Here is a 21,554-nt window from a genome sequence, read left to right as displayed (position 1 = left end):
TTTTAGCTTCCCCCATTGTTGTAAATATTGCTTTGCTCAAAAATTTGGTTTTTGTCTTCTGCTGATTTGAGAGCAAACAAAAATCCCAAAAACAGCCAGAAATATGTTGTCATCATTGGAACTTCAAAGATGTTTTCAACGATATTGTGCAGCAAGACTGTTGCAAGACCAATGAGCACTCCACATGCTATATTCTTCAGTTCTTTTGAGCGCAGATGTTTTACAGTTCTTGCAGCAAGCAAAAGCCCTACTATAAACACCAAAATCATAATACCTACTCCAATGATTCCCATTTCAACAGCACTTTTAAGATAAAAATTATCCACGTAAAACGCATTGGCTATATTTCTCTTTGCAACCGCACCGCCAAATCTTCCAAACCCAACCCCAAAGAGGGGATGCTGTGTCAAAATTTCGTACGCTTTTGTCCAGCGGGCAATTCTGCCTGCCCTTGCGCTGCTTTGGGCATATTCGGAACTTAGCATATAAAGTATTCTCATTACAATTGAAGGTGCTAAAATAGGGACTGATACAAAGATGGCAAAGAGAACACCCAAAACTTTTTTGTCTATGAAAAAACCAAAAAGAAGCATTGAAAACAGAAATGCAAGCCATGCTCCTCTTGAAAATGTAAACCCAAGGCAGGCAATCATTGAAATCAACACAGCCGAATAATAAATTCTCTTTTTAATATTTTTCTCATAAAGCACATAGGGAAGTACAAACGGGATTGACATTGCCAAAAGACTTCCAAGGACATTTGGGCTTCCTATAATTGAAAATACCCTTGTTCTTATATATGTCTCTCTACTACTATCAATCCAACTTGAGGGTATTTCAACACCAATAATATACTGGTATATGCCATAGATGGATATTAAGAACATCATCAGGATAAATATTGTAATAATCCTTTCAAACTGCTTTGCATCTTTTAAAAGCCACAGTCCGACAAAGAACCATAAGGCATACTCTGCGTATACTCTAAACCCTTCTATTGCTATTCTCAAATCAGGAGAATTTTTAAGCAACAAAAATACACAAACAAGTAAAAAGATCAGAATGTATACATCTAAAGGAGAAAGTCTTAAGCTTGATTGATTTTTTATAATTGAGTTTAATAAGAACGCAAAGACAATTATCAAAAATAGCGCTTCATCCCATACAGAAGCAAAACCGCTTAAAATAGAAAGTTTTCTGAAAAGAAAATCCACAAAAGCGTAAAGTACAACACCCCACAACAGTTTTGAAGGATCTTCTGCTATTGCTAGCACAAGCAAAAACAGGCCAAACGCAAGTATGCCAAATTTTGCAGAGAACAAGCTGCTTACAACTCCCAATAAAAATACCAAAAAAGAGGTAATATATAAACTTTTCTTTTCAACCATTCTATTTCACCTTTCACAATCTATTTTTCAGGCTAAAATATCTCTAAGAAATTTGATAATTATACTATCTTTTGAAAATTTCCTCTTGGCATCTTGAATGCAGAAGAAATTTAGCAGTAGCAAGATGACCCACAACAATAGACTTTTTATTGAGAGCCCACCTTTTACAATTTTTCCAGCTATAAAGCCAGTGTAAAAGATAAAAGCGTAAAAAATACAAAAAAAGGCAGGTTTTTCTGTCATAAATCTTGTCTGCTGTCTGGCAACACAAACCAAAAAACTATGTGTCCACAAACTTTTTGAGGATAGCAGTACCCGATTTATGCCCTTTATAATTTTGCTATAAAAATTCGAGAGAGCCCTTAAAAAAATAGATTGTTGTATGTAATCTTCTTTTGGCTTTTTTCTGACAAGTTCAAAAACTGCTGAGTATCTTGAAAAATAAAATAGCTTGGAGACAAGCTCATATATTCTGCTCTCCTTTAGATATCTTGCTAGTAGCAAAGCTAATTTATAAGAATAACTTTCTTTAATCATATTTCCACCAGCCTTATTCTTTTACAATTTTCACTCCAGTTACAACTCCAACAAGTTCTGTTGTTCTTGTTTTTACATAAAATGTTTTTCCAACTCTGACTGTTTGCTTGTCAAGCTTTATAGTTGCACCTTGTAAACTTACGTATCCATAAATAGTAAGATAGATATCTTTTTTGTATGGGTGGGTTGCAACAATAACTTTGCCGTCTGATGATGTTCTTTCATATATTCCATCTTTTATTTGAATGTCCTGAATGTATGATTTTGTCAAAGTATCGCCGGTTACCAGAAAATCATTTTTGTGAAGAGACTGAGCCATAACAGGGTCAGCAAGAGGAATTTTTACATTGATGATCGCTTCACCGGGCTTGATTTCCACAAACTCATTTTCTGCTGTATTGTCTGACGATTTTGCATGGGATGAAATTTTGGCAAACCCTACCCATGCAATTGCTACAATTAGCACTATCAAAATGAGGTCAACAATGTTAATGATACCAAATAGTCTTCCCTTTTGGTCCACTATTTTCATGTTTGTTTCTCCCTCCACAACAATAGTTTATCAAGACCATAGTATTACAAATTGTTGAGCTTGGTCAAGAGATTTTAGAATTTTTTGTTGACTGAGCTACCAGAAATATTGTATCTTAAGATTTGTAAAAAGAGTTTCAAAAAAATTACTGAGGGACTGAGAGAGTATGATAGATATAATTTGTTTTTCAACCACGCCGTGGGATCCTATACCAACACGTAAGCAGCAGATAATGAAAAGAATGCCACAAAACTGTAGAATATTTTATTTAGACCCACCTGTGACCCTGATAGGTCCATTAAAAGATCCAAGTTTAAGACCTTACCTCACAAGATTTAGAAAGTCTCCAAAAAGAATAAAAGAAAACCTTTTTGTATTTGCTCTACCACCAATTATTCCTTTTTATAACAAAAAAAGAGCTATAAACAAGTTCAATCAAAAAATGATAGCAAATTTTGTAAAAGAAATTATCTATCAAAACTTTAATTTAAAATCTCCTATAATATGGACTTACATGCCAAACACGGTTGATCTTCTTGAACATCTTTCTTACAGTTTTTTAGTTTACGACTGTATAGACAAACATTCAGAGTTTCAAGGCTTTATTGACAAAACTTTAGTTGAGCGCATGGAAGATGAGCTTGCTCAAAAAAGCAGTGTAGTTTTCACAACAACGCAAGGACTTTATAATAAACTAAAACCATTAAATCCTCACACATATCTTGTGCCAAATGGGGCTGAGTTTGAACATTTTAACAGAGCTTCAAATAAATTACCTGTACCCGATGAGATGAAGAATATTCCCCATCCTATTTTTGGTTTTGTAGGTGTTATCCATACATGGATTGATACTCAGCTTATAGAATATTTAGCAAAAGAAAAAAATGAATGGTCATTTGTTTTGATAGGACCTGTAGGCGCTGGTGTGAACATTGACAACTTAAAAAAACTAAAGAATATCTATTTGCTCGGAAGGGTTGAGCACCGGGATCTTCCTCAGTATGTTTCTCAATTTGATGTGTGCTTGAATTTATTCAGAACAAACAAGCTATCAGAGAATGTAAGTCCGCTAAAGTTTTATGAATATCTGGCAACCGGGAAACCAATTGTTTCAACTTTTATGCTTCAAGTAGAGGAATTTTCTGATGTTGTGTATATTGGCAAAAACTATGAAGATGTGCTTGCAAAGTGCATTCAAGCTCTGCAGGAGGCACAATGTCCTAATATTGAAAAGATAGAAAAAAGAATAGAGTATGCAAAGCAAACCTCCTGGGATAGCAGAGTAGCTCAAATTATTGATATACTAAAGAGGGAAGGGATAAACATTGAATAGCGTATGTGTAATTGGACTTGGATATGTTGGTCTTCCACTTGCTCTTTCGTTTGCAATGAAGGGTTATAAAGTCTTTGGTGTTGATAGCAATGAAAAATTGATAGGGGAACTAAAAAATGGAGAGACTCACCATTTAGAAAGTTACAATGGGAAGACTATACAGGAGATTTTAAAGGAGCAGCTTGAAAATGGGAACTTTATTCCCACGGTAGATTACAAGCAGGCACTTAAAAATGTAGATGATGTAATAGTCACGGTTCCAATACCTGTTTATGGAGGGAAACCTTACTTTGATTATCTTATTTCATGTGCAAAAGAGATAAGCAAAAATTTGAGAAAAAATCAGTTAATACTTTTGCGCTCAACTGTTGTTCCGGGTACAACAAGAAACATATTTCTCCCAATATTAGAAGAGAATGGCTTGAGGTGCGGAAAGGATTTTTATTTAGCCTATGCCTCAGAAAGGATTGCAGAGGGAAAAGCTTTTGAAGAGTTTGAAAATATGCCTACTGCTTTGGCAGGATTTTGTGAAAATAGCGTAAGAAGAGCTGTTGATTTGATTAAGGTGATTTGTAAGGAAGAGATAATTGTTGCATCGTCGTTTGAAGTTGTTGAGACAGCAAAGGTGATAGAGAATCTGCAAAGGGATATAAATATTGCGATGGTAAACGAGTTTGAGAGATTTACAAAGGCTATGAACCTTGATATATTTGAGGTAATAAAAGTTGCAAATACTCACAAAAGGGTAAATCTCTTGTATCCTGGACCTGGGGTTGGAGGATTTTGCATCCCTAATGCATTTTATTACTTAGATGCAAAGGCACAGGAGCTGGGAGTTGAGCTTAAGCTTTCTAAAACGGCAAGAATGTTCAACGAAGGTATTCCTTATTATATCTCTGACCTTGTTATGAAAACTATTGAAAAACACAAATGTTCAAAAAAGGTTGCAGTGCTTGGCATTGCGATGAAAGATTATTCTTCTGACGACAGGCTCAGCCCAGCTATTGAAATAATTAAAATCTTGAAAGACCGAGGTATTGAAGTAAGAGCATTTGACCCTGCAGTGAAGACTGAATATGATTTTAAGGTAAGCACTTTACAAGATGCTTTGAAAGATGTACAGCTTGTTTTGATTTTGGCAAAGCAGCATGGGATAGAGTTTGAAGAAATTTTTGAGTACATTCCTCCTTCTGAGACAATTATTATTGATACACGAAATGTGTTTTCTTACAATGATGCAAAAGAAAAAGGATTTGTGCTTGAAAAGATATAAAGAAAAAAGAGGTCACGGCAACTTGCCACGACCTCTTTTTTTGGATATAGACCTTCAAAATAAAATTTGGGGGGTTTTGCAGATATGATTATATAAAAATTTTTGCAAAAAAACAATATTGTCTTGTGATTAATATAAACCTATGCTATAATATTGTCGGCTTTGTAAAAAAAGCAGAGTCGGAAATCTTCGGTGGAAGGCATAAAAAGCCTTCTTATTATCCGGCTCGAAGAAAAACCGAATTGAGGAGGTAAGAAAAATGCCAGTTTTAACTATGAAACAGCTTCTTGAAGCAGGTGTGCATTTTGGTCATCAGACACGCAGATGGAATCCCAAGATGGCTGAGTATATCTTTACTGAAAGAAATGGGATTTATATTATTGACCTTCAGAAGACAGTAAAGAAAATGGACGAAGCTTATGAGTTTGTAAAGTCTCAGGTAGCAGAGGGCAAGATTGTCCTATTTGTTGGAACAAAAAAGCAAGCTCAAGAGACAATCAAAGAAGAAGCAGAAAGATGCGGAATGTTTTACATCAATCAACGATGGCTTGGAGGACTTTTAACAAACTTCAGAACAATAAAGACAAGAATAGAAAGGTTAAAAGAGCTTCAGCGAATGGAAGAAGATGGAACATTTGATGTTTTGCCCAAGAAAGAAGTAAATCTCTTGAGGAAAGAAAAAGAAAGACTTTTGAAGTATCTTGGTGGTATTCAGAACATGCCACGCATTCCTGACATCTTGTACATTGTTGACCCACGAAAAGAAAGAAATGCTGTGCTTGAGGCAAGAAAGCTTGGGATTCCAATAGTTGCGATTGTCGATACAAACTGCGACCCTGACGAGATTGACTATGTAATTCCTGGAAATGATGATGCAATTCGTGCTGTAAAGCTCATCACATCTAAAATTGCAGATGCTGTGATTGAGGGAAGAGAGGGTGAGCAGTTTACACCTGCTAATACTTCATCTCAAGAGGCTGATAAAGCGTCTGAACAGGTAGAGATAACAGTTGATGATGGCATAGATGAAGAATAATATGTTTTTTATCAAACAATTGTAGGAGGGATTTTTCATGATTACTGCTGAAATGGTGAAGGAGCTCAGAGAAAAAACAGGTGCTGGTATGATGGACTGCAAAAAGGCTTTAGAAGATGCAGGCGGCGATATGGACAAGGCAATAGAACTTTTGAGAGAAAGAGGACTTGCAAAGGCTGCAAAGAAGGCTTCACGTGTTGCAGCAGAAGGTATTGTTGAAAGCTATATCCATGGAAATGGTAGAATTGGTGTTTTGGTAGAGATAAATTGCGAGACAGACTTTGTTGCAAGAAATGAGGAGTTTAGACAATTTGCAAAGGATATTGCTATGCAGATTGCAGCAGCAAATCCAAAATATGTTTCAAGAGAAGAGGTGCCTGCGGAGGTAATTGAAAAAGAAAAGGCAATTTTAAGACAGCAGGCTTTGAATGAAGGAAAGCCAGAAAATGTTGTTGACAGAATTGTTGAGGGTAGGCTTGAAAAGTTCTTTGAAGAGGTTTGCTTGCTTGAGCAGCCTTGGATTAAAAACCCTGATATGAAGATAAAAGACTTGCTCACAGAAAAAATTGCAAAAATTGGAGAAAATATTGTTATAAGAAGATTTGCAAGATTTGAAAGAGGAGAAGGAATTGAAAAGGCTGCTTCATGCTAAAATTTTAAATATGGCATTGGAAGGGAACACTATTTTATTGAAAAGTGGTGTTCCCTTTTTTTGAGCAAAAACTCTTGATATGCGGGTATCTTTGTTTGTAAAATATTATCGTAAAGAAGGAGAAGATAAAAATGGTTAAGCCAAAGTACAAAAGGGTAATATTAAAATTAAGTGGTGAAGCTTTGGGCGGTGAAAAGGGTTTTGGAATTGACTGGCAGGTTGTTGAAACCATCTGTGAAGAGATTGAAAAAGTAAGGGAGCTTGGAGTGGAAGTTGCTATTGTGGTTGGTGGCGGCAACTTCTTCAGAGGAAGAAGTGCTGAACACATAGACAGGGCAACAGCAGACTATATGGGAATGCTTGCAACTGTTATTAATTCACTTGCACTTCAGAGCGTTCTTGAAAAAAGAGGCATTCCGACAAGAGTCCAGAGCGCAATCGAGATGAGACAGATTGCAGAACCGTACATCCGACGCAGGGCAATTCGCCACTTGGAAAAAGGCAGGGTTGTGATTTTCGCATGTGGCACAGGCAATCCTTTCTTCTCAACAGATACTGCAGCAGCTTTGCGTGCTGCTGAGATTGACGCAGAGGCAATACTTCTTGCAAAAAAAGTAGATGGTGTCTATGACAGTGACCCGAAGAAAAATCCAAATGCTAAAAAGTATGACTTTATCACTTACTTAGATGTCATCAATCAACGGCTTGAGGTTATGGACTCAACAGCAACATCTATGTGCATGGACAATGAAATTCCTATTTTGGTGTTTGAGCTTGCAAAAGGAAATATTCTCAAGGCTGTTATGGGCGAGAACATAGGAACAATTGTAAATGTAAAGGAGGCAAAGTAAAATGGCAGAACCTATTCAGGTTGCAGAGGAGAAGATGAAAAAGGCAATAGAGACGTTAAAAGAGGAGTTTGCCACAGTCAGAGCAGGAAGAGCAAATCCTCATATTCTGGACAAGGTGATGGTTGACTATTATGGCGTTCCAACTCCAATTCCCCAGGTTGCAAGCATAACCGTTCCCGAAGCGAGAATGATTGTTATCCAGCCATGGGAAGCAAGAATGCTCAAAGAAATTGAAAAAGCCATTCAAAAATCTGACCTTGGAGTAAATCCAACAAATGATGGGAAGGTTATAAGACTTATTTTCCCTGAACTCACAGAAGAAAGAAGAAAAGAGCTTGTAAAACAGGTCAAAAAGATGGCTGAAGATGCAAAGGTGGCAATCAGGAACATAAGAAGAGAGGCGCTTGATGAGTACAAAAAAATGAAAAAGAACAATGAGATTACAGAAGATGACCTCAAAGATGCCGAAGAGGATGTCCAAAAACTTCACGACAAATACATAGAGCAAATTGAGAAACTTTTGAGTGCAAAGGAAAAGGAGATTATGGAAGTATAGAGTTTTAGCGACGATAGTAAAAATTTTGAAGGGTTTGGCGGGGCAGCAACCCCGTTATTTTTTTAATCATATAAATAAAATGGGGAGTATGGAGTAGAATGTTAGGATTTTTAAAAAAAGAAAAAGTAAAAATAGAAAAAGAAAAGATGCCACAGCACATTGCAATTATTATGGATGGAAATGGAAGATGGGCAAAAAAAAGAGGTCTTCCACGCTCGGCGGGGCACAGGTTTGGTGCGCAGAAGCTAAAAGAGATAGTCCTTTTTGCTGATGAAATAGGATTAAAATACCTTACAGTTTACGCCTTTTCGACAGAAAACTGGAAAAGGCCTAAAGATGAAGTTGAAAATCTTATGAATCTTTTGAGAGAATTCTTTGATACAGAGATAGAAAACCTCATAAACAAGACCCAGATAAGAATCAGGGTTATAGGGGATATTTCAAAGCTTGATAAAGATATTCAAGAGAGAATTGTAAGTGCTGAAGAAAGAACCAAAGACAAACGTGGACTTTGTGTTGTTATAGCCCTCAATTATGGTGGAAGACAGGAAATAATAAATGCGGTAAAAAATTTGGCTTTGGACATAAAGAGTGGTAAAATTGATATCGAAGATGTTGATGAGGACCTCTTTAAAAAATACCTTTACACAAAGGATATCCCTGACCCTGACCTTTTGATAAGACCAAGCGGAGAGATGAGGGTTTCAAACTTTCTTTTGTGGCAGATATCATATACAGAATTTTGGTTTTCAAATGTCCTGTGGCCAGACTTCAAAAAGGAGCATCTATTAAAGGCTATCGAAGATTATCAAAAAAGAGACAGAAGATTTGGAGGAGTTAAATAGCCTTTTTGGAGGAAATAGGATGAAACAGAGAATAATAACTGCTATCTGGGGAATAGCGTTGGTAGCTTTGGCAAATTTTCTTGGTGGTATTTGGCTTAAAATTTTTGGTGCTCTTGTTGCAGCAGCTGCTTTATATGAATTTTTCAATTTGTTTAAGATAGAAAGATATATGCTATATTTGAGCATAACATTGAGCTGCATTTTTGTTCTCAGCGATGTTAATATTGGTAACAAAATGTTCGTTTTATTTATACTTCTTTTTCTCCTTGCCTTCATAGAAAGCTTTAAAAACAGGATAGCTTCACAAAGCATAATTTATGTGGCGTTCTCTTTCATTTATATAGTTTTTCCCATTTTGTTTTTAGTGCTTTTAGGCGAATTTAGAAATGGGAAAAAGCTAATATGGCTTCCTTATCTTGTATGCTGGCTTTCAGATACTTTTGCGTATTTTGCTGGTCTTGCACTTGGCAAAAGGAGAATATGGAGTAATATAAGTCCTAAGAAAAGTTTAGAAGGTTTTTTTGGAGCAATAGTTGGAGGTGTGCTTGCTGTTTGGTTTTATCAGTTTGGACTTTCTGCCAAGAATTTTGATTTATCAATCCTGCTTATAAGCACAGCAGAAGGTATGATGCTATCTATAGTTGCACACACAGGCGATTTGTTTGCTTCAATGCTAAAAAGACAGCAGCAGAAAAAGGATTTTGGCTCTATTTTACCAGGTCACGGTGGTGTGCTTGACAGGTTTGATAGCTTAATTATGGTCACACCAATAATCTATTTTCTTGCAAAATTTGGGCTATTTTAATTATTGCTTTTAAAGGGGCGAAGTAAATGACAAAAAAGATATGCATCTTAGGGTCAACCGGGTCCATAGGTGTTCAGACAATAGATGTTGCAAAAAAACTTGGAATTAGAGTTGTGGGTCTTTCAGCGAACAAAAATGTAGATCTTTTGATTAAGCAAGCAAGAGAGCTTAACCCTGACATTTTATGTATTGTAGATGAAAAGTACTATACTGTATTAAAAGAAAATTTTCCTGATAAGATAGTTGTAGCAGGTCAGGAAGGACTAACTAATGTTGCAACATATCCAGCAGCAGATTTGATTGTAAATGCTCTTGTTGGTATATCTGGGTTGGTGCCAACAGTTGAGGCTATTTTGGCAGGTAAAAGAGTTGCTCTTGCCAACAAAGAGACCCTTGTGACAGGTGGAAAGATTATAAAAAGGATTCTTTCCCAAAAACAAGCAAAAGATTCTCTCCCTCTTCTTATTCCTGTTGATTCAGAGCACAGTGCTATTTTTCAGTGCCTTGTAGGTGAAGACAAAAAAAATGTAAAAAAGATAATTCTCACAGCATCGGGAGGACCTTTCAGAGGGAAAAAACTCAAAGACTTGCAAAATGTCAGTGTAGAAGATGTGCTGAAGCATCCTACATGGAACATGGGCAAAAAAATCACAGTTGACTCTGCAACGCTTATAAACAAAGGATTTGAAGTGATAGAAGCCATGTTTTTCTTTGATAAAAGATGTGATGAGATTGATGTTGTTATACATCCTCAGAGTATTATTCATTCAATGGTTGAATTTGTTGATGGAGCTATAAAAGCACAGCTATCTTATCCTGATATGCGTCTTCCGATTGAGTATGCGCTTACTTTTCCCGAAAGAGGCAGGGAAGTAGCTATGCCACTTGACCTTGCAAAGATAAAAAACCTTACATTTGAAGAGCCTGATTTTGATACATTCTTTTTGCTCAAAATTGCATATGAGTGTGCAAAAAAAGGAGAAAGTTACCCGATTGTGCTCAATGCTGCCAATGAAGAGGCTGTAAAACATTTCTTGGAAGGGAAAATTGGCTTTGTTGATATTATGAACTATGTGGCTAAAATTATTGAAAGTCATAGGGGGCAAAAAGTGGAATCCATTCAGGACATTTTGGAAATCGACGCAGAGGCAAGGCAGAAGTTTAAAAATCTTGTGGAAGGTGAGAAAAGCTAATGAATCTTATACTGGCTTTAATTGTGCTGACAATAGTGATACTTGTTCATGAATTTGGACATTTTATTGTATGTAAACTTTCAGGTGTACTTGTTGAAGAGTTTGCCATTGGTTTTGGTCCCAAACTTTTTAGCATAAAAGGAAAAGAGACAGAGTATTCTGTGAGAGCTTTTTTAATAGGAGGGTATGTAAAGCCTCTTGGTGAAGATAAGGATATTGACCACCCACGAGCACTCAATAACGCAAAGGTTCACAAAAGAATTTTGATGGTTTTGATGGGACCTGTTATGAACTTTGTTCTTGCCATAATAATCATGATGGGGATTGGTTATTTTATTGGTTTTGGGACCAACACCATTGGTAGGGTGGAGCCAAACATGCCTGCATATGAGGCTGGGATAAGAAGTGGTGACAGGATTGTTGCGCTTGACAAAAATAGAGTTTATGTCTGGGACCAGGTAAGCTTTTATTTGGCTGTTCACAATATGCTCTACAAAGACAGAGAAGTAGAGATAAAGGTTTTAAGAAATGGTAAACAATATATTTTCAGGGTTATGCCAAAGTATGATCCGAATACAAAAACAAAAAGAATAGGCGTTTCATCAAAGATATCACGTAAAAATTTATTTGATAGCATCTATTATGGACTATTTGGGACATATGCAGAGATAAAAGAGACCATATATAGTGTTGTGCTGATGATAACAGGAAGGGTATCGGCATCTGAGATTATGGGACCTGTTGGTATGGTAAAGACAATTGGCGAGGCTGCAAATGCCGGATTTAAACAGAGCGTGCTGAGTGGGCTTTTGAATATTCTGTGGCTTATGCAGTTAATTTCAGTAAACTTGGGAGTTATAAATCTCATCCCATTTCCTGCTTTAGATGGCAGCAGGCTTGTGTTTTATTTGTACGAAGCTGTGGCAAGAAAACCTTTTAATAGAGAAAAAGAAGCACTGATTCACACAATTGGTTTTGTACTTCTTCTGTTTTTGCTTGTAATTGTTACCTTCAATGACATAAAAAATATTATAATGCCTGGAAGGTGAAGTTATTGACAAAAAAGGTTAGAATAGGGAATATCTATATCGGTGGCGGGGAAGATATTAAAATTCAGTCAATGACAAACACAAAGACAAAGGATGTTGAAGCTACAGTTGAGCAGATACTCAGGCTTGAGAGTTTAGGCTGTGAGATTATAAGGGTTGCTGTTCCTGATTTAGATAGTGCTAAGGCCATAAGTAAGATAAAGTCAAGAATCCACATTCCACTTGTTGCTGACATTCATTTTGACTACAAGCTTGCGCTTGAAGCTATATACAATGGCGCTGACAAGATTAGAATAAATCCTGGGAACATTGGAGATGAAAGAAAAGTTCAGGAAATAGCAAAAGAGGCCAAAAGATATGGGATTGCCATCAGAGTTGGGGCAAACTCTGGGTCACTGCCCAAAGATATTTTACAGAAATATAAATCTCCATCTCCAGATGCGATAGTTGAAGCTGCCATTTATCAGGTAAAACTTCTTGAAAGATTTGGGTTTGACAATATTGTTGTATCTGTAAAATCTTCAGATGTTTTAACTACAATTAAGAGCTATGAAATATTATCCCAAAAACTTAGCTATCCTCTTCATGTTGGTCTTACCGAAGCAGGGACTTTTGTTGCAGGTACTGTGAAGTCCAGTATTGCAATTGGCTATCTTCTCTTGAGGGGAATTGGTGATACAATAAGGGTTTCTCTTACCGATGAGCCAGAGAAAGAGGTTATTGTGGCAAAGGAGATTTTAAAAAGTTTAAAACTCAGAAAAGGTGTGAAGATAGTATCATGTCCCACCTGTGCAAGATGTAATGTTGATCTTTTAAAGATTGCAGATGATGTTGAAAAAAGAATACAAAATTTGGACTTGGACATTTCGGTTGCGATAATGGGCTGTGCAGTAAACGGCCCTGGTGAGGCAAAAGAAGCTGATGTAGGTGTGGCATGTGGAGTTGGTGAAGGACTTCTGTTTAAGAAAGGCAAGATTATAAGGAAAGTGAAAGAGAATGAGATTGTGGATGAGCTTGTAAAGGAAATCTATTCTCTTTCTTAATTTTTTGATGAGGTGAAAATATGTGTAAGAAGGTGGTTTGTCTTATTCCTGCTTACAACGAAGAAAAGAGAATAGGTGCTGTGCTTAGTGTTGTAAAGAAATGTAGTCTTGTAGATGAGATTTTTGTAATTGACGATGGTTCGGAAGACAAAACAGCTGAAGTAGCAGCAAAAAATGGTGTGAGTGTCTTAAGACTTGAAAAAAACAGGGGAAAGAGCTATGCTATTTTTTACGGTGTGGAGAATACAGAGGGAGATATAATATTGATGCTTGATGCAGACCTTGTAAATCTCAAGGTTGAAGATGTTGAAAATTTAATTAGACCTTTGATTGAAGACAGAGCTGACATGACAATTGGAATTTTTTCTGACGGCAGGTTTTCCACCGACCTTGCCCAGAAGATTTCGCCTTTTTTGTCAGGCCAGAGAGGGATAAAAAGATGGGTTTTTGAAAAAATTTTAGAGTCGCGCGAGGATATAAAAGATTTGGGGTATGCAATAGAGATTATTTTAACTGAGTATGCCAAAAAGTTTAACTTAAGAGTATTGACAGTACCACTGCCAAAGGTTTCGCATGTGATGAAGGAAGAGAAGCTTGGGTTTATAAAAGGTGCTCAGCACAGGATGAAGATGTATTCAGATATAATAAAAGGTTATGTTAATCTCAAAAAAAGTAGGGATGGGCAATGAGTGAGGCTCTATTTTTGCCAGTAAAACCTGTCAAGATTGAGTTTGACAAATCAAGTATGGATCTTAAGGTTTATGTTGAGAGCCTTGATAACCTGAAAGATATTGACCTCATTGAAATTGAGCAAAGATTCAAGTCTCTTTTAGAAAGTTGCAGGGATGTTGAGATAAAACTTTTCAAAAGCAGAAACCTGGCGTTGGACGAACTTTTGAAAAAATATAGGTGGTTTTTGTTTTATAAAATTTCAAAAAAATGTAACGGTCTTAGCCATTTTTTGAGAGAATGCGAGATTGTGCAAAGTTCAAGCGGCTTAGATTTTTTGGTTCCAAATGGTATCAGAGATATTCTTTTTGAAAGAAAAGTAGATGTGCTTGTAAAGCAAATACTGTCTGAAGAGTTTGGAATAGTATGCGACGTGGATTTTAAGATTAAAGACTTTTTTATCCAGTTTGATACAAACCAAGAAGTAGAAAAATATCTCAGACTTAGCGAGGAAAAGGAAGAAGAAACTGAAAAAATTACAATTGAAAAAAGTGAGGTTGAGACAGACCCAACCATTATATTTGGCAAAAAGATAGATGAAAAGAAAGAAGTAACTCCTATTTCTTTTGTCAAAGTTGGCACTGATTGCGTGATCGAAGGTGAAATTTTTAATCTTGAGATAAAAGAGACTAAAAACAAGAATGTGCTCGTATACAAGCTTTACATCACGGACTATTTAAATTCAACCTTTGTAAAAATTGTTGCTAAGAAAGATAAAATTCCTACTTCAATTTCTATTGGAGATTATGTTAAGGTTGAAGGCAGAGTGGAATTTGACGATTTTGAAAAAGCGGTTGTGGTGAATGCTAAAAACATAAACAAAAGTCAAAAACCTCAGCGACTTGATACAAGCGATAACAAGAGAGTAGAACTTCATGCTCACACCAAAATGTCTGCTATGGATGCTGTGTGCTCTGCAGAGGAGATTATAAAATTGGCAGCTTCAATGGGACACAAAGCAGTTGCAATAACAGACCATGGAGTTGTTCAGGCGTTTCCGGAAGCACAGGAAGCAAGCAAAAGCTATAATATCAAAGTCATCTATGGGATGGAGTGCTATCTTATTGATGATGGCGCGCCAGTTGTTTACAATCCTAAGGAAGGACAAGGATTTGACTCTACCTTTGTGGTTGTTGACATTGAAACAACAGGGTTTGACAGTCAAAGAGATAGAATAATAGAAATTGGTGCTGTGAAGATAGAAAATGGTCAAATAACAGAGAGATTTTCTACATTTGTTGACCCCGAAGGCAAAATCCCTGTCAGGATATCAGAGCTAACAGGCATATACCAAGATATGGTTGATAAAGCCCCAAAGCTGAGTGATGCCATTTTGGAATTTGAAAGATTTGCAAGTGGTAGTGTTCTTGTTGCGCATAACGCTCAGTTTGATATTGGATTTTTGAAAAAGGCGTATCAGGAATGTGGAATTATATTCGACTATACATATATAGATACACTGGAGCTTTCAAGAAGGCTTTTGACAGATCTGTCTTCTCATAAGTTAAACAAAGTTGCAGAGTTTTTAAATGTAGAGTTAAAACACCATCACAGAGCTGATTCTGATGCAGAGACAACAGCTAATATCTTTATATCACTTGTGGAAAGGTTAAAAGCAAGAGGATACAAATGGTTAAAAGAACTTAATTCAATTGAGTCAAACGCAAAAGCAGACCTCAAATCTCACAGCTATCATGCAACTATACTTGTAAAGAACCAGCAAGGCTTAAAAAATCTTTACAAACTGGTATCATATTCCCATTTAGAATACTTCTACAAAAGACCAAGGATACCTAAGAGTCTTTTAATACAATTGAGAGATGGACTTCTGATAGGAAGCGCATGTGAGTCTGGTGAAATTTTCAGGGCATTTTTGGAAGGGAAAAGTGAGGAAGAGATAGAGAAGATAGCAGCATTTTATGATTTTCTTGAGATAATGCCGGTTGAGAATAATTCTTTTTTAATTAGAGAAGGATACTTAAAAGATGAAGAAAGCCTAAGAGAGATTAATAAAAAGATTTATCAGCTTGGCAAGAAACTTGGCAAGCTTGTTGTTGCAACATCTGATGCGCACTATTGTCATCCACACCAGAGAGTGTTGCGCCAGATTTTAAAACATAACCAAGGGTACGATGATGTTGAAAATGATCCGCAGCTTTATTTCAGGACAACAGATGAGATGCTCAAAGAATTTGAATATCTGGGCAGAGATGCTTGTTATGAAGTTGTTGTAGAAAATACCAATAAGATTGCCGATATGATAGAAGATGTAAAACCAATACCCGATGAGACTTTCCCACCCAAGATTGAGGGCGCTGAGGAAGAAATATACAACATGACAATGAAGAAAGCTCACGAAATATATGGAGACCCTCTTCCGGAAATTGTAAGAGCACGGCTTGAAAAGGAACTGAATTCGATAATCAAGAATGGTTTTGCAGTGATGTATTTGATTGCCCAAAAACTTGTATCTAAATCTTTGTCAGACGGTTATCTTGTTGGTTCGCGAGGGTCTGTTGGTTCTTCTCTTGTTGCAACAATGTGTGGGATAACAGAAGTAAATCCTCTGCCTCCGCATTATGTTTGTCCAAATTGCAAATATTCTGAGTTTATAACAGATGGTTCTGTTGGATGTGGTTATGATTTAGAAGACAAAAACTGTCCACGCTGTGGAGAAAAACTTAGAAAAGATGGGCATGATATACCGTTTGAGACCTTCTTAGGATTTGATGGTGATAAAGAACCAGATATTGACCTTAACTTTTCTGGTGATTACCAGCCAATTGCACACAAGTTTACAGAGGAGCTGTTTGGACAAGGCTATGTTTTCAGAGCAGGTACAATCTCAACAGTTGCTGAAAAGACTGCGCACGGGTTTGTAACAAAATATGCTGAGGAAAAGGGTTTGAGTCTTCATCCAGCAGAGATTTTGAGACTTTCTCAAGGTTGCACAGGGGTAAAAAGAACAACAGGCCAGCATCCCGGCGGGCTTATGATTGTTCCAAGAGACAGAGAGATATTTGATTTTACACCAATCCAGCATCCAGCAGATAGCGAGGACAAAAGTGTTATCACAACGCATTTTGATTACCATGCTATCTCAGGAAGGCTTTTGAAACTTGATATTCTTGGACACGACGACCCGACTGTCATACGAATGCTTCAGGACTTGACGGGAGTTGACCCGCGTTCAATTCCTCTTGATGACAAAGATACGATGTCAATTTTTACAAGCACAGAAGCTCTTGGAATTTCTCCTGAGGACATAGATTGTGAAGTAGGGACTTTTGGTATACCTGAGTTTGGGACAAGGTTTGTAAGACAGATGTTAATTGAGACAAAGCCAAAGACGTTTGCTGAACTTGTGCGAATTTCGGGACTTTCGCACGGCACAAATGTGTGGACAAATAATGCTCAGGATTTAGTAAGAAATGGAATTGCAACGCTCAAAGAGGTAATTTCTACAAGAGACGATATTATGTTATATTTAATTCAAAAGGGTGTTCCACCAAAAGACAGTTTCAGAATCATGGAAGATGTTAGAAAAGGTAAAGGATTAAAGCCGGAGGATGAGCAACTTCTAAGAGCTCACAATGTTCCAGACTGGTATATAGAGAGCTGTAAAAAGATAACGTACATGTTTCCAAAAGCACATGCTGCAGCGTATGTAATGATGGCTTTCAGGATTGCTTATTTCAAGGTGCATTATAAGGAGGCTTTCTATGCAACATATTTTACAGTCAGAGCAGACGACTTTGATTATGCAACAATCCTCAAGGGAAGAGATGCTATAAGACAGAAAATAAGAGATTTGGAAAACAGGATAAGTAGCCTTTCTCAGAAAGACAAAAACCTTCTGACAGTGCTTGAGATTGCAAATGAGATGTTAGCACGAGGTTTAAAGTTTTACCCTGTTGATTTGAATGAGTCTGATGCAGAGAGATTCATCATAAAAGATGGAGGGCTTTTAATACCCTTTAATGCTCTGCCAAATGTTGGGGTGGCAGCTGCAAAAAGCATTGTGGAGGCGCGAAAAGAAGGAAGGTTTTTGTCTGTGGATGACCTTCAAAGAAGAGCAAAGCTAAACAAGCAGGTTATAGAGATTTTGACTCAGTATAAAGTGTTAAAAGACTTGCCTCAAACAAGTCAGCTGAGCTTTTTCTAAAAATTTATTGTCAGGAAAGGGACAGAAGACATGAAAGGTGTTGTAATCTCCAGTGGTAAGGTTGCAAGTAAATCATTTTATGATGAACATATAAAAGATGCTGATTTTATAATTTGCTGTGACGGTGGAGCAAACGTAGCATACAAATATGGTTTTGTGCCAAACTTGATAATAGGCGACTTTGACTCTGTAGACAAAGAGGTTTTAGAATATTTCAAAATTAACGGCATACAAATAATGGAATTTCCCTGTGAAAAGGATAAAACAGATACACAGATTGCCATTGAGTATTTGGCAAAAAATGGATTTGATGAGGTGGTAATGCTTTCTTGTACAGGTCAAAGACTTGACCATGTTCTTGCCAACATAAGTCTTTTGTATTATCTGCTTGAGCACGATATAAAGGGCGCAATAGTAGATGAAAATAATGTAATCATGATGACAAGAAACAAAATAAAAATCCATGGGAAAAAAGGCCATTTGCTCTCTTTACTTCCATACACACAAACTGTGAGTGGTATTTATACCAAAGGTTTATATTATCCTTTAGAGGATGGTGTGATGGAGTTTGGCAACCCTTATGGTGTGTCAAATGTTATTATTGAAGATGAAGCAATTGTTGAGGTAAAAGATGGGGTATTGTTGGTAATATTATCACGTGATTAAATTTGATAAAAGTAATCATACTAATGAATAGATGCTCCTTTAAAAAAGGGGGTCAAAGCTTATGCTTGGTTTTATAATGACCCTGATTGTTGCAGCAATTGCAGGGTATATAGGCGATGCACTGACTAAATACAAGATGCCAGGCGGGTTTATTGGAGCTATGATTGCAGGGCTTGTCGGGTCTTGGATTGGAGCATATATTCCGTTTTTCAGGAAACTTGGTCCTGTGATTGCTGGTATTCCTATTATTCCAACCATCCTCGGTGCGGCAATATTTATATTTGTACTGGGACTGTTCAGAAAAGGCGCCGAAGAGGCAACAAAACAACAGCAGTAGTAAGATTTGGCTGATAAGGTACAACTCCTTATCAGCCTTTGTTTTTGGTAAGATAGTTTAGACATGTTATCTAAAAGGTTTTTGAAAAGTTTGTTTAAAAAATCAATAGTTTTTAATCGCAAATAATTGTATAGTCTATATTAGAAGAAGATTTTTTGCAAGTTTATATACAATACTGTGTAGGAGGTAAAAGAAAAGTGGCAAGTGTAAGATTAAAAGGTGTTTACAAGAGATATCCTGGTGGTGTTACAGCTGTTTCTGACTTTAACTTGGATATCGAAGATAAGGAATTCGTAGTTTTGGTAGGACCATCCGGTTGTGGTAAGACAACAACACTGAGAATGATAGCAGGTCTTGAAGAGGTAACAGAAGGCGAAATCTACATAGGGGACAAGCTGGTAAACGACGTTCCACCAAAGGACAGAGACATTGCGATGGTTTTCCAGAACTATGCTTTGTATCCTCACATGACTGTTTTTGAGAACATGGCATTTGGTCTCAAACTTAGAAAGTTTCCAAAAGATGAAATAAAAAGACGTGTACATGAAGCAGCTAAGATTTTGGGAATTGAGCACTTACTTGACAGAAAACCAAAAGCTCTGTCCGGTGGTCAGAGACAGAGAGTGGCTTTAGGTCGTGCTATTGTCAGAGAGCCAAAGGTATTTTTGATGGATGAGCCTCTTTCAAACTTGGACGCAAAGCTGAGAGTCCAGATGAGAACGGAGCTATCTAAACTTCATAAGAGACTTGGAACAACATTCATCTACGTTACACACGACCAGACAGAAGCTATGACAATGGGTACAAGAATTGTTGTTATGAAAGATGGATTTATCCAACAGGTAGATACACCACAGGTTCTGTATGAACAACCTGCGAACCTGTTTGTTGCAGGTTTCATTGGTTCGCCACAGATGAACTTCATTGAATCAAGGATTGAACAAAAGGATAAGAACTTATATGTTGTATTTGGAAACAACGCAATAAAACTTCCAGAAGGAAAGGCAAAGAAAGTTGAAGAGCTCGGCTATGTTGGAAAGGAAGTTATAATGGGTATAAGACCAGAGGATTTGCACGATGAAGAGATATTCCTGCAGACAGCTCAGGATGCTGTTGTTGATGCAAATGTTGATGTTGTTGAGATGCTTGGTTCTGAAACACTTCTCTATGTAGTTGTTGATGGTCTTAACCTCATTGCAAGAGTTGATCCAAGGTCAAAAGCAAAAGCTGGCGACAAGATCAAACTTGCATTTGATGTCAACAGAATTCACCTGTTTGACAAAGAAACAGAGAAGGCTATTGTCCACTAAACAAAAAAAGATGAGCCCTTGCCATGGGGTAAAACTGTGGCAGGGGCTTTTTGTTTTCAAAAACCTTTTACAACTGCAAAGAAAAAAAGTATAATAGATTTATAAAATACTATGAAAAAGGGTGAGGTATTGAGGTATGATGACACAAAAGGTTATTGATGTGTTAGAGCAGGCAAAAGACATCATCGACGATGAATTTGGATATATTGAAGCTGATGGTAGAGTTATCTACAGCTCAAATCCTCTTTCTCAAAACAGAATAAACACAGTTGCAATTGACATGATAAAAACTGATACGGACCTTGAGATATTTGAAGGCCGCACATACAAGGTTTACAGAAGCCAGACAGACACCTATGTTCTTTATATAAACAACACAGAACCTCATGCTGAAAAGCTTTTGGACATGTTAAACCTTGTTGTGATGAAGGCAAAAGAGCCGGCTTCTGCGTATGATAAAAAGCTGTTTATAAAAAATCTTTTGTATGACAACATCCTGCCGGGGGAAATCTACACAAAGGCAAGAGAACTTCACATCGCAACAGGTGCAACAAGAGTTGTGTTTGCTATCTATATTCCAAATGCAAAAGAGATTAAAGATGTGAATATCGGTGAGATTTTGACAAGCATATTCCCAAAGAGCACAAAAGATTTTATTATCCAGCTTGACAACAATATCCTGGTTTTCATAAAAGAACTAAAACCGGGTTCAAATGATGAGGATGCATACAAGGTTGCAAGGATTATACTTGACACACTCAACTCAGAGCTGTTGCTCAAAGCATATATTGGAATTGGCTCTGTTGTTGATGACATAAAAGAACTTTCGATGTCTTATAAGGAGGCAGAAGCAGCGCTCAAAATAGGTTACATCTTTGAGAAGGACAAGTATATTGTGAGCTATCACAAGCTTGGCCTTGGAAGACTTATATATCAGATGCCAACAAAACTTTGTGAGATGTTCTTGGAAGAGGTCTTCAAGGATGTAAAACTTTCTGATTTTGACCCCGAGCTAATACAGACTGTTGAGATGTTCTTTGAATGCAACTTGAACGTCTCAGAGACAGCAAGACAGCTTTATATTCACAGAAACACCTTGGTTTACAGACTTGACAAGATAGAGAGAATGATTGGCCTTGACCTCAGAAAGTTCGAAGATGCTATTATCTTCAAAATGGCTATGCTTGTAAATCAGTATTTAGAGTATACAAAGGGTAACATTACATTTTAAAAAGCATTGCAGGTGAACAAAGA

General features: G+C 37.0%; 19 protein-coding genes. 17 read left to right on the top strand and 2 right to left on the bottom strand.

Annotation, left to right across the window (positions count from 1 at the left end; all coding sequences use genetic code 11):
- Positions 1-2: 2 nt before the first annotated feature.
- Together COB47_RS08205 and COB47_RS08195 are read right to left on the bottom strand one after the other, a co-directional pair.
- The gene (locus tag COB47_RS08205) at positions 3-1,388 is read right to left on the bottom strand and encodes an O-antigen ligase family protein (protein WP_013290914.1); all 1,386 of its coding nucleotides are present in this window, start codon (positions 1,386-1,388) and stop codon (positions 3-5) included.
- A 550-nt stretch (positions 1,389-1,938) separates the two neighbouring features.
- Entirely contained in the window at positions 1,939-2,457 is a 519-nt protein-coding gene (locus COB47_RS08195; protein ID WP_013290912.1) for a DUF4330 domain-containing protein, read from the bottom strand.
- 166 nt (positions 2,458-2,623) lie between these two features.
- Between COB47_RS08195 and COB47_RS08190 the strand changes: the two genes are divergently transcribed.
- The 17 genes from COB47_RS08190 to COB47_RS08110 all read left to right on the top strand — a co-directional run bounded on the left by COB47_RS08190 (position 2,624) and on the right by COB47_RS08110 (position 21,531).
- Positions 2,624-3,790, top strand: coding sequence for a glycosyltransferase (locus COB47_RS08190; RefSeq protein ID WP_013290911.1), 1,167 nt, complete (start codon positions 2,624-2,626; stop codon positions 3,788-3,790).
- Entirely contained in the window at positions 3,783-5,063 is a 1,281-nt protein-coding gene (locus COB47_RS08185) for a nucleotide sugar dehydrogenase (protein WP_013290910.1), read from the top strand. Before COB47_RS08190 ends, COB47_RS08185 begins: the two co-directional genes overlap by 8 nt.
- A 259-nt stretch (positions 5,064-5,322) precedes the next feature.
- Positions 5,323-6,099, top strand: coding sequence for a 30S ribosomal protein S2 (gene rpsB / locus COB47_RS08180; protein ID WP_013290909.1), 777 nt, complete (start codon positions 5,323-5,325; stop codon positions 6,097-6,099).
- 37 nt (positions 6,100-6,136) lie between these two features.
- Positions 6,137-6,751, top strand: coding sequence for a translation elongation factor Ts (gene tsf, locus COB47_RS08175; RefSeq protein ID WP_013290908.1), 615 nt, complete (start codon positions 6,137-6,139; stop codon positions 6,749-6,751).
- A 131-nt stretch (positions 6,752-6,882) separates the two neighbouring features.
- Entirely contained in the window at positions 6,883-7,602 is a 720-nt protein-coding gene (pyrH, locus tag COB47_RS08170; RefSeq protein ID WP_013290907.1) for a UMP kinase, read from the top strand.
- A gap of 1 nt (position 7,603) precedes the next feature.
- Positions 7,604-8,158, top strand: coding sequence for a ribosome recycling factor (gene frr, locus COB47_RS08165; RefSeq protein ID WP_013290906.1), 555 nt, complete (start codon positions 7,604-7,606; stop codon positions 8,156-8,158).
- Between the two features lie 98 nt (positions 8,159-8,256).
- Positions 8,257-9,003: an isoprenyl transferase gene (locus COB47_RS08160; protein ID WP_013290905.1), complete on the top strand. Its 747-nt coding sequence runs from the start codon at positions 8,257-8,259 to the stop codon at positions 9,001-9,003.
- Between the two features lie 19 nt (positions 9,004-9,022).
- Positions 9,023-9,808: a phosphatidate cytidylyltransferase gene (locus COB47_RS08155; protein WP_013290904.1), complete on the top strand. Its 786-nt coding sequence runs from the start codon at positions 9,023-9,025 to the stop codon at positions 9,806-9,808.
- A 26-nt stretch (positions 9,809-9,834) separates the two neighbouring features.
- Positions 9,835-11,001, top strand: coding sequence for a 1-deoxy-D-xylulose-5-phosphate reductoisomerase (locus tag COB47_RS08150; protein WP_013290903.1), 1,167 nt, complete (start codon positions 9,835-9,837; stop codon positions 10,999-11,001).
- A complete protein-coding gene (locus COB47_RS08145) occupies positions 11,001-12,050 on the top strand; it encodes a M50 family metallopeptidase (RefSeq protein ID WP_013290902.1) in 1,050 nt (349 codons plus the stop codon). Before COB47_RS08150 ends, COB47_RS08145 begins: the two co-directional genes overlap by 1 nt.
- Positions 12,047-13,093 carry a flavodoxin-dependent (E)-4-hydroxy-3-methylbut-2-enyl-diphosphate synthase gene (gene ispG, locus COB47_RS08140; RefSeq protein WP_013290901.1) on the top strand — a complete coding sequence of 349 codons (1,047 nt, stop codon included), beginning with the start codon at positions 12,047-12,049 and terminating at the stop codon, positions 13,091-13,093. The genes COB47_RS08145 and ispG overlap by 4 nt, the downstream gene beginning before the upstream one ends.
- Positions 13,094-13,113: 20 nt before the next feature.
- Positions 13,114-13,782: a glycosyltransferase family 2 protein gene (locus tag COB47_RS08135; RefSeq protein WP_013290900.1), complete on the top strand. Its 669-nt coding sequence runs from the start codon at positions 13,114-13,116 to the stop codon at positions 13,780-13,782.
- A complete protein-coding gene (locus COB47_RS08130; RefSeq protein ID WP_013290899.1) occupies positions 13,779-17,987 on the top strand; it encodes a PolC-type DNA polymerase III in 4,209 nt (1,402 codons plus the stop codon). Before COB47_RS08135 ends, COB47_RS08130 begins: the two co-directional genes overlap by 4 nt.
- Before the next feature lie 30 nt (positions 17,988-18,017).
- Positions 18,018-18,653, top strand: a complete 636-nt coding sequence (locus COB47_RS08125) for a thiamine diphosphokinase (RefSeq protein ID WP_013290898.1) — start codon at positions 18,018-18,020, stop codon at positions 18,651-18,653.
- A 61-nt stretch (positions 18,654-18,714) separates the two neighbouring features.
- Positions 18,715-18,990 carry a GlsB/YeaQ/YmgE family stress response membrane protein gene (locus tag COB47_RS08120; protein ID WP_013290897.1) on the top strand — a complete coding sequence of 92 codons (276 nt, stop codon included), beginning with the start codon at positions 18,715-18,717 and terminating at the stop codon, positions 18,988-18,990.
- Between the two features lie 197 nt (positions 18,991-19,187).
- Complete coding sequence (locus COB47_RS08115) at positions 19,188-20,300, top strand: ABC transporter ATP-binding protein (protein ID WP_013290896.1); 1,113 nt, start codon at positions 19,188-19,190, stop codon at positions 20,298-20,300.
- A gap of 136 nt (positions 20,301-20,436) precedes the next feature.
- Positions 20,437-21,531 (top strand): PucR family transcriptional regulator, encoded by a 1,095-nt coding sequence (locus COB47_RS08110; RefSeq protein WP_013290895.1) that lies wholly within the window; start codon positions 20,437-20,439, stop codon positions 21,529-21,531.
- Positions 21,532-21,554: the final 23 nt, after the last annotated feature.

Source organism: Caldicellulosiruptor obsidiansis OB47, from assembly GCF_000145215.1.
Lineage (GTDB): Bacteria > Bacillota > Thermoanaerobacteria > Caldicellulosiruptorales > Caldicellulosiruptoraceae > Caldicellulosiruptor > Caldicellulosiruptor obsidiansis.
This window is presented reverse-complemented; position numbering and strand designations above follow the sequence as displayed.

Bases quoted from the DNA above. Each gene is read 5' to 3' on its own strand.
- COB47_RS08205 (WP_013290914.1), bottom strand. From the start codon at position 1,388: ATGGTTGAAAAGAAAAGTTTATATATTACCTCTTTTTTGGTATTTTTA.
- COB47_RS08160 (WP_013290905.1), top strand. From the start codon at position 8,257: ATGTTAGGATTTTTAAAAAAAGAAAAAGTAAAAATAGAAAAAGAAAAG.
- COB47_RS08190 (WP_013290911.1), top strand. From the start codon at position 2,624: ATGATAGATATAATTTGTTTTTCAACCACGCCGTGGGATCCTATACCA.
- COB47_RS08195 (WP_013290912.1), bottom strand. From the start codon at position 2,457: ATGAAAATAGTGGACCAAAAGGGAAGACTATTTGGTATCATTAACATT.
- COB47_RS08150 (WP_013290903.1), top strand. From the start codon at position 9,835: ATGACAAAAAAGATATGCATCTTAGGGTCAACCGGGTCCATAGGTGTT.
- COB47_RS08155 (WP_013290904.1), top strand. From the start codon at position 9,023: ATGAAACAGAGAATAATAACTGCTATCTGGGGAATAGCGTTGGTAGCT.
- COB47_RS08125 (WP_013290898.1), top strand. From the start codon at position 18,018: ATGAAAGGTGTTGTAATCTCCAGTGGTAAGGTTGCAAGTAAATCATTT.
- COB47_RS08145 (WP_013290902.1), top strand. From the start codon at position 11,001: ATGAATCTTATACTGGCTTTAATTGTGCTGACAATAGTGATACTTGTT.
- COB47_RS08110 (WP_013290895.1), top strand. From the start codon at position 20,437: ATGATGACACAAAAGGTTATTGATGTGTTAGAGCAGGCAAAAGACATC.
- COB47_RS08135 (WP_013290900.1), top strand. From the start codon at position 13,114: ATGTGTAAGAAGGTGGTTTGTCTTATTCCTGCTTACAACGAAGAAAAG.
- tsf (WP_013290908.1), top strand. From the start codon at position 6,137: ATGATTACTGCTGAAATGGTGAAGGAGCTCAGAGAAAAAACAGGTGCT.
- rpsB (WP_013290909.1), top strand. From the start codon at position 5,323: ATGCCAGTTTTAACTATGAAACAGCTTCTTGAAGCAGGTGTGCATTTT.
- pyrH (WP_013290907.1), top strand. From the start codon at position 6,883: ATGGTTAAGCCAAAGTACAAAAGGGTAATATTAAAATTAAGTGGTGAA.
- COB47_RS08120 (WP_013290897.1), top strand. From the start codon at position 18,715: ATGCTTGGTTTTATAATGACCCTGATTGTTGCAGCAATTGCAGGGTAT.
- frr (WP_013290906.1), top strand. From the start codon at position 7,604: ATGGCAGAACCTATTCAGGTTGCAGAGGAGAAGATGAAAAAGGCAATA.
- COB47_RS08130 (WP_013290899.1), top strand. From the start codon at position 13,779: ATGAGTGAGGCTCTATTTTTGCCAGTAAAACCTGTCAAGATTGAGTTT.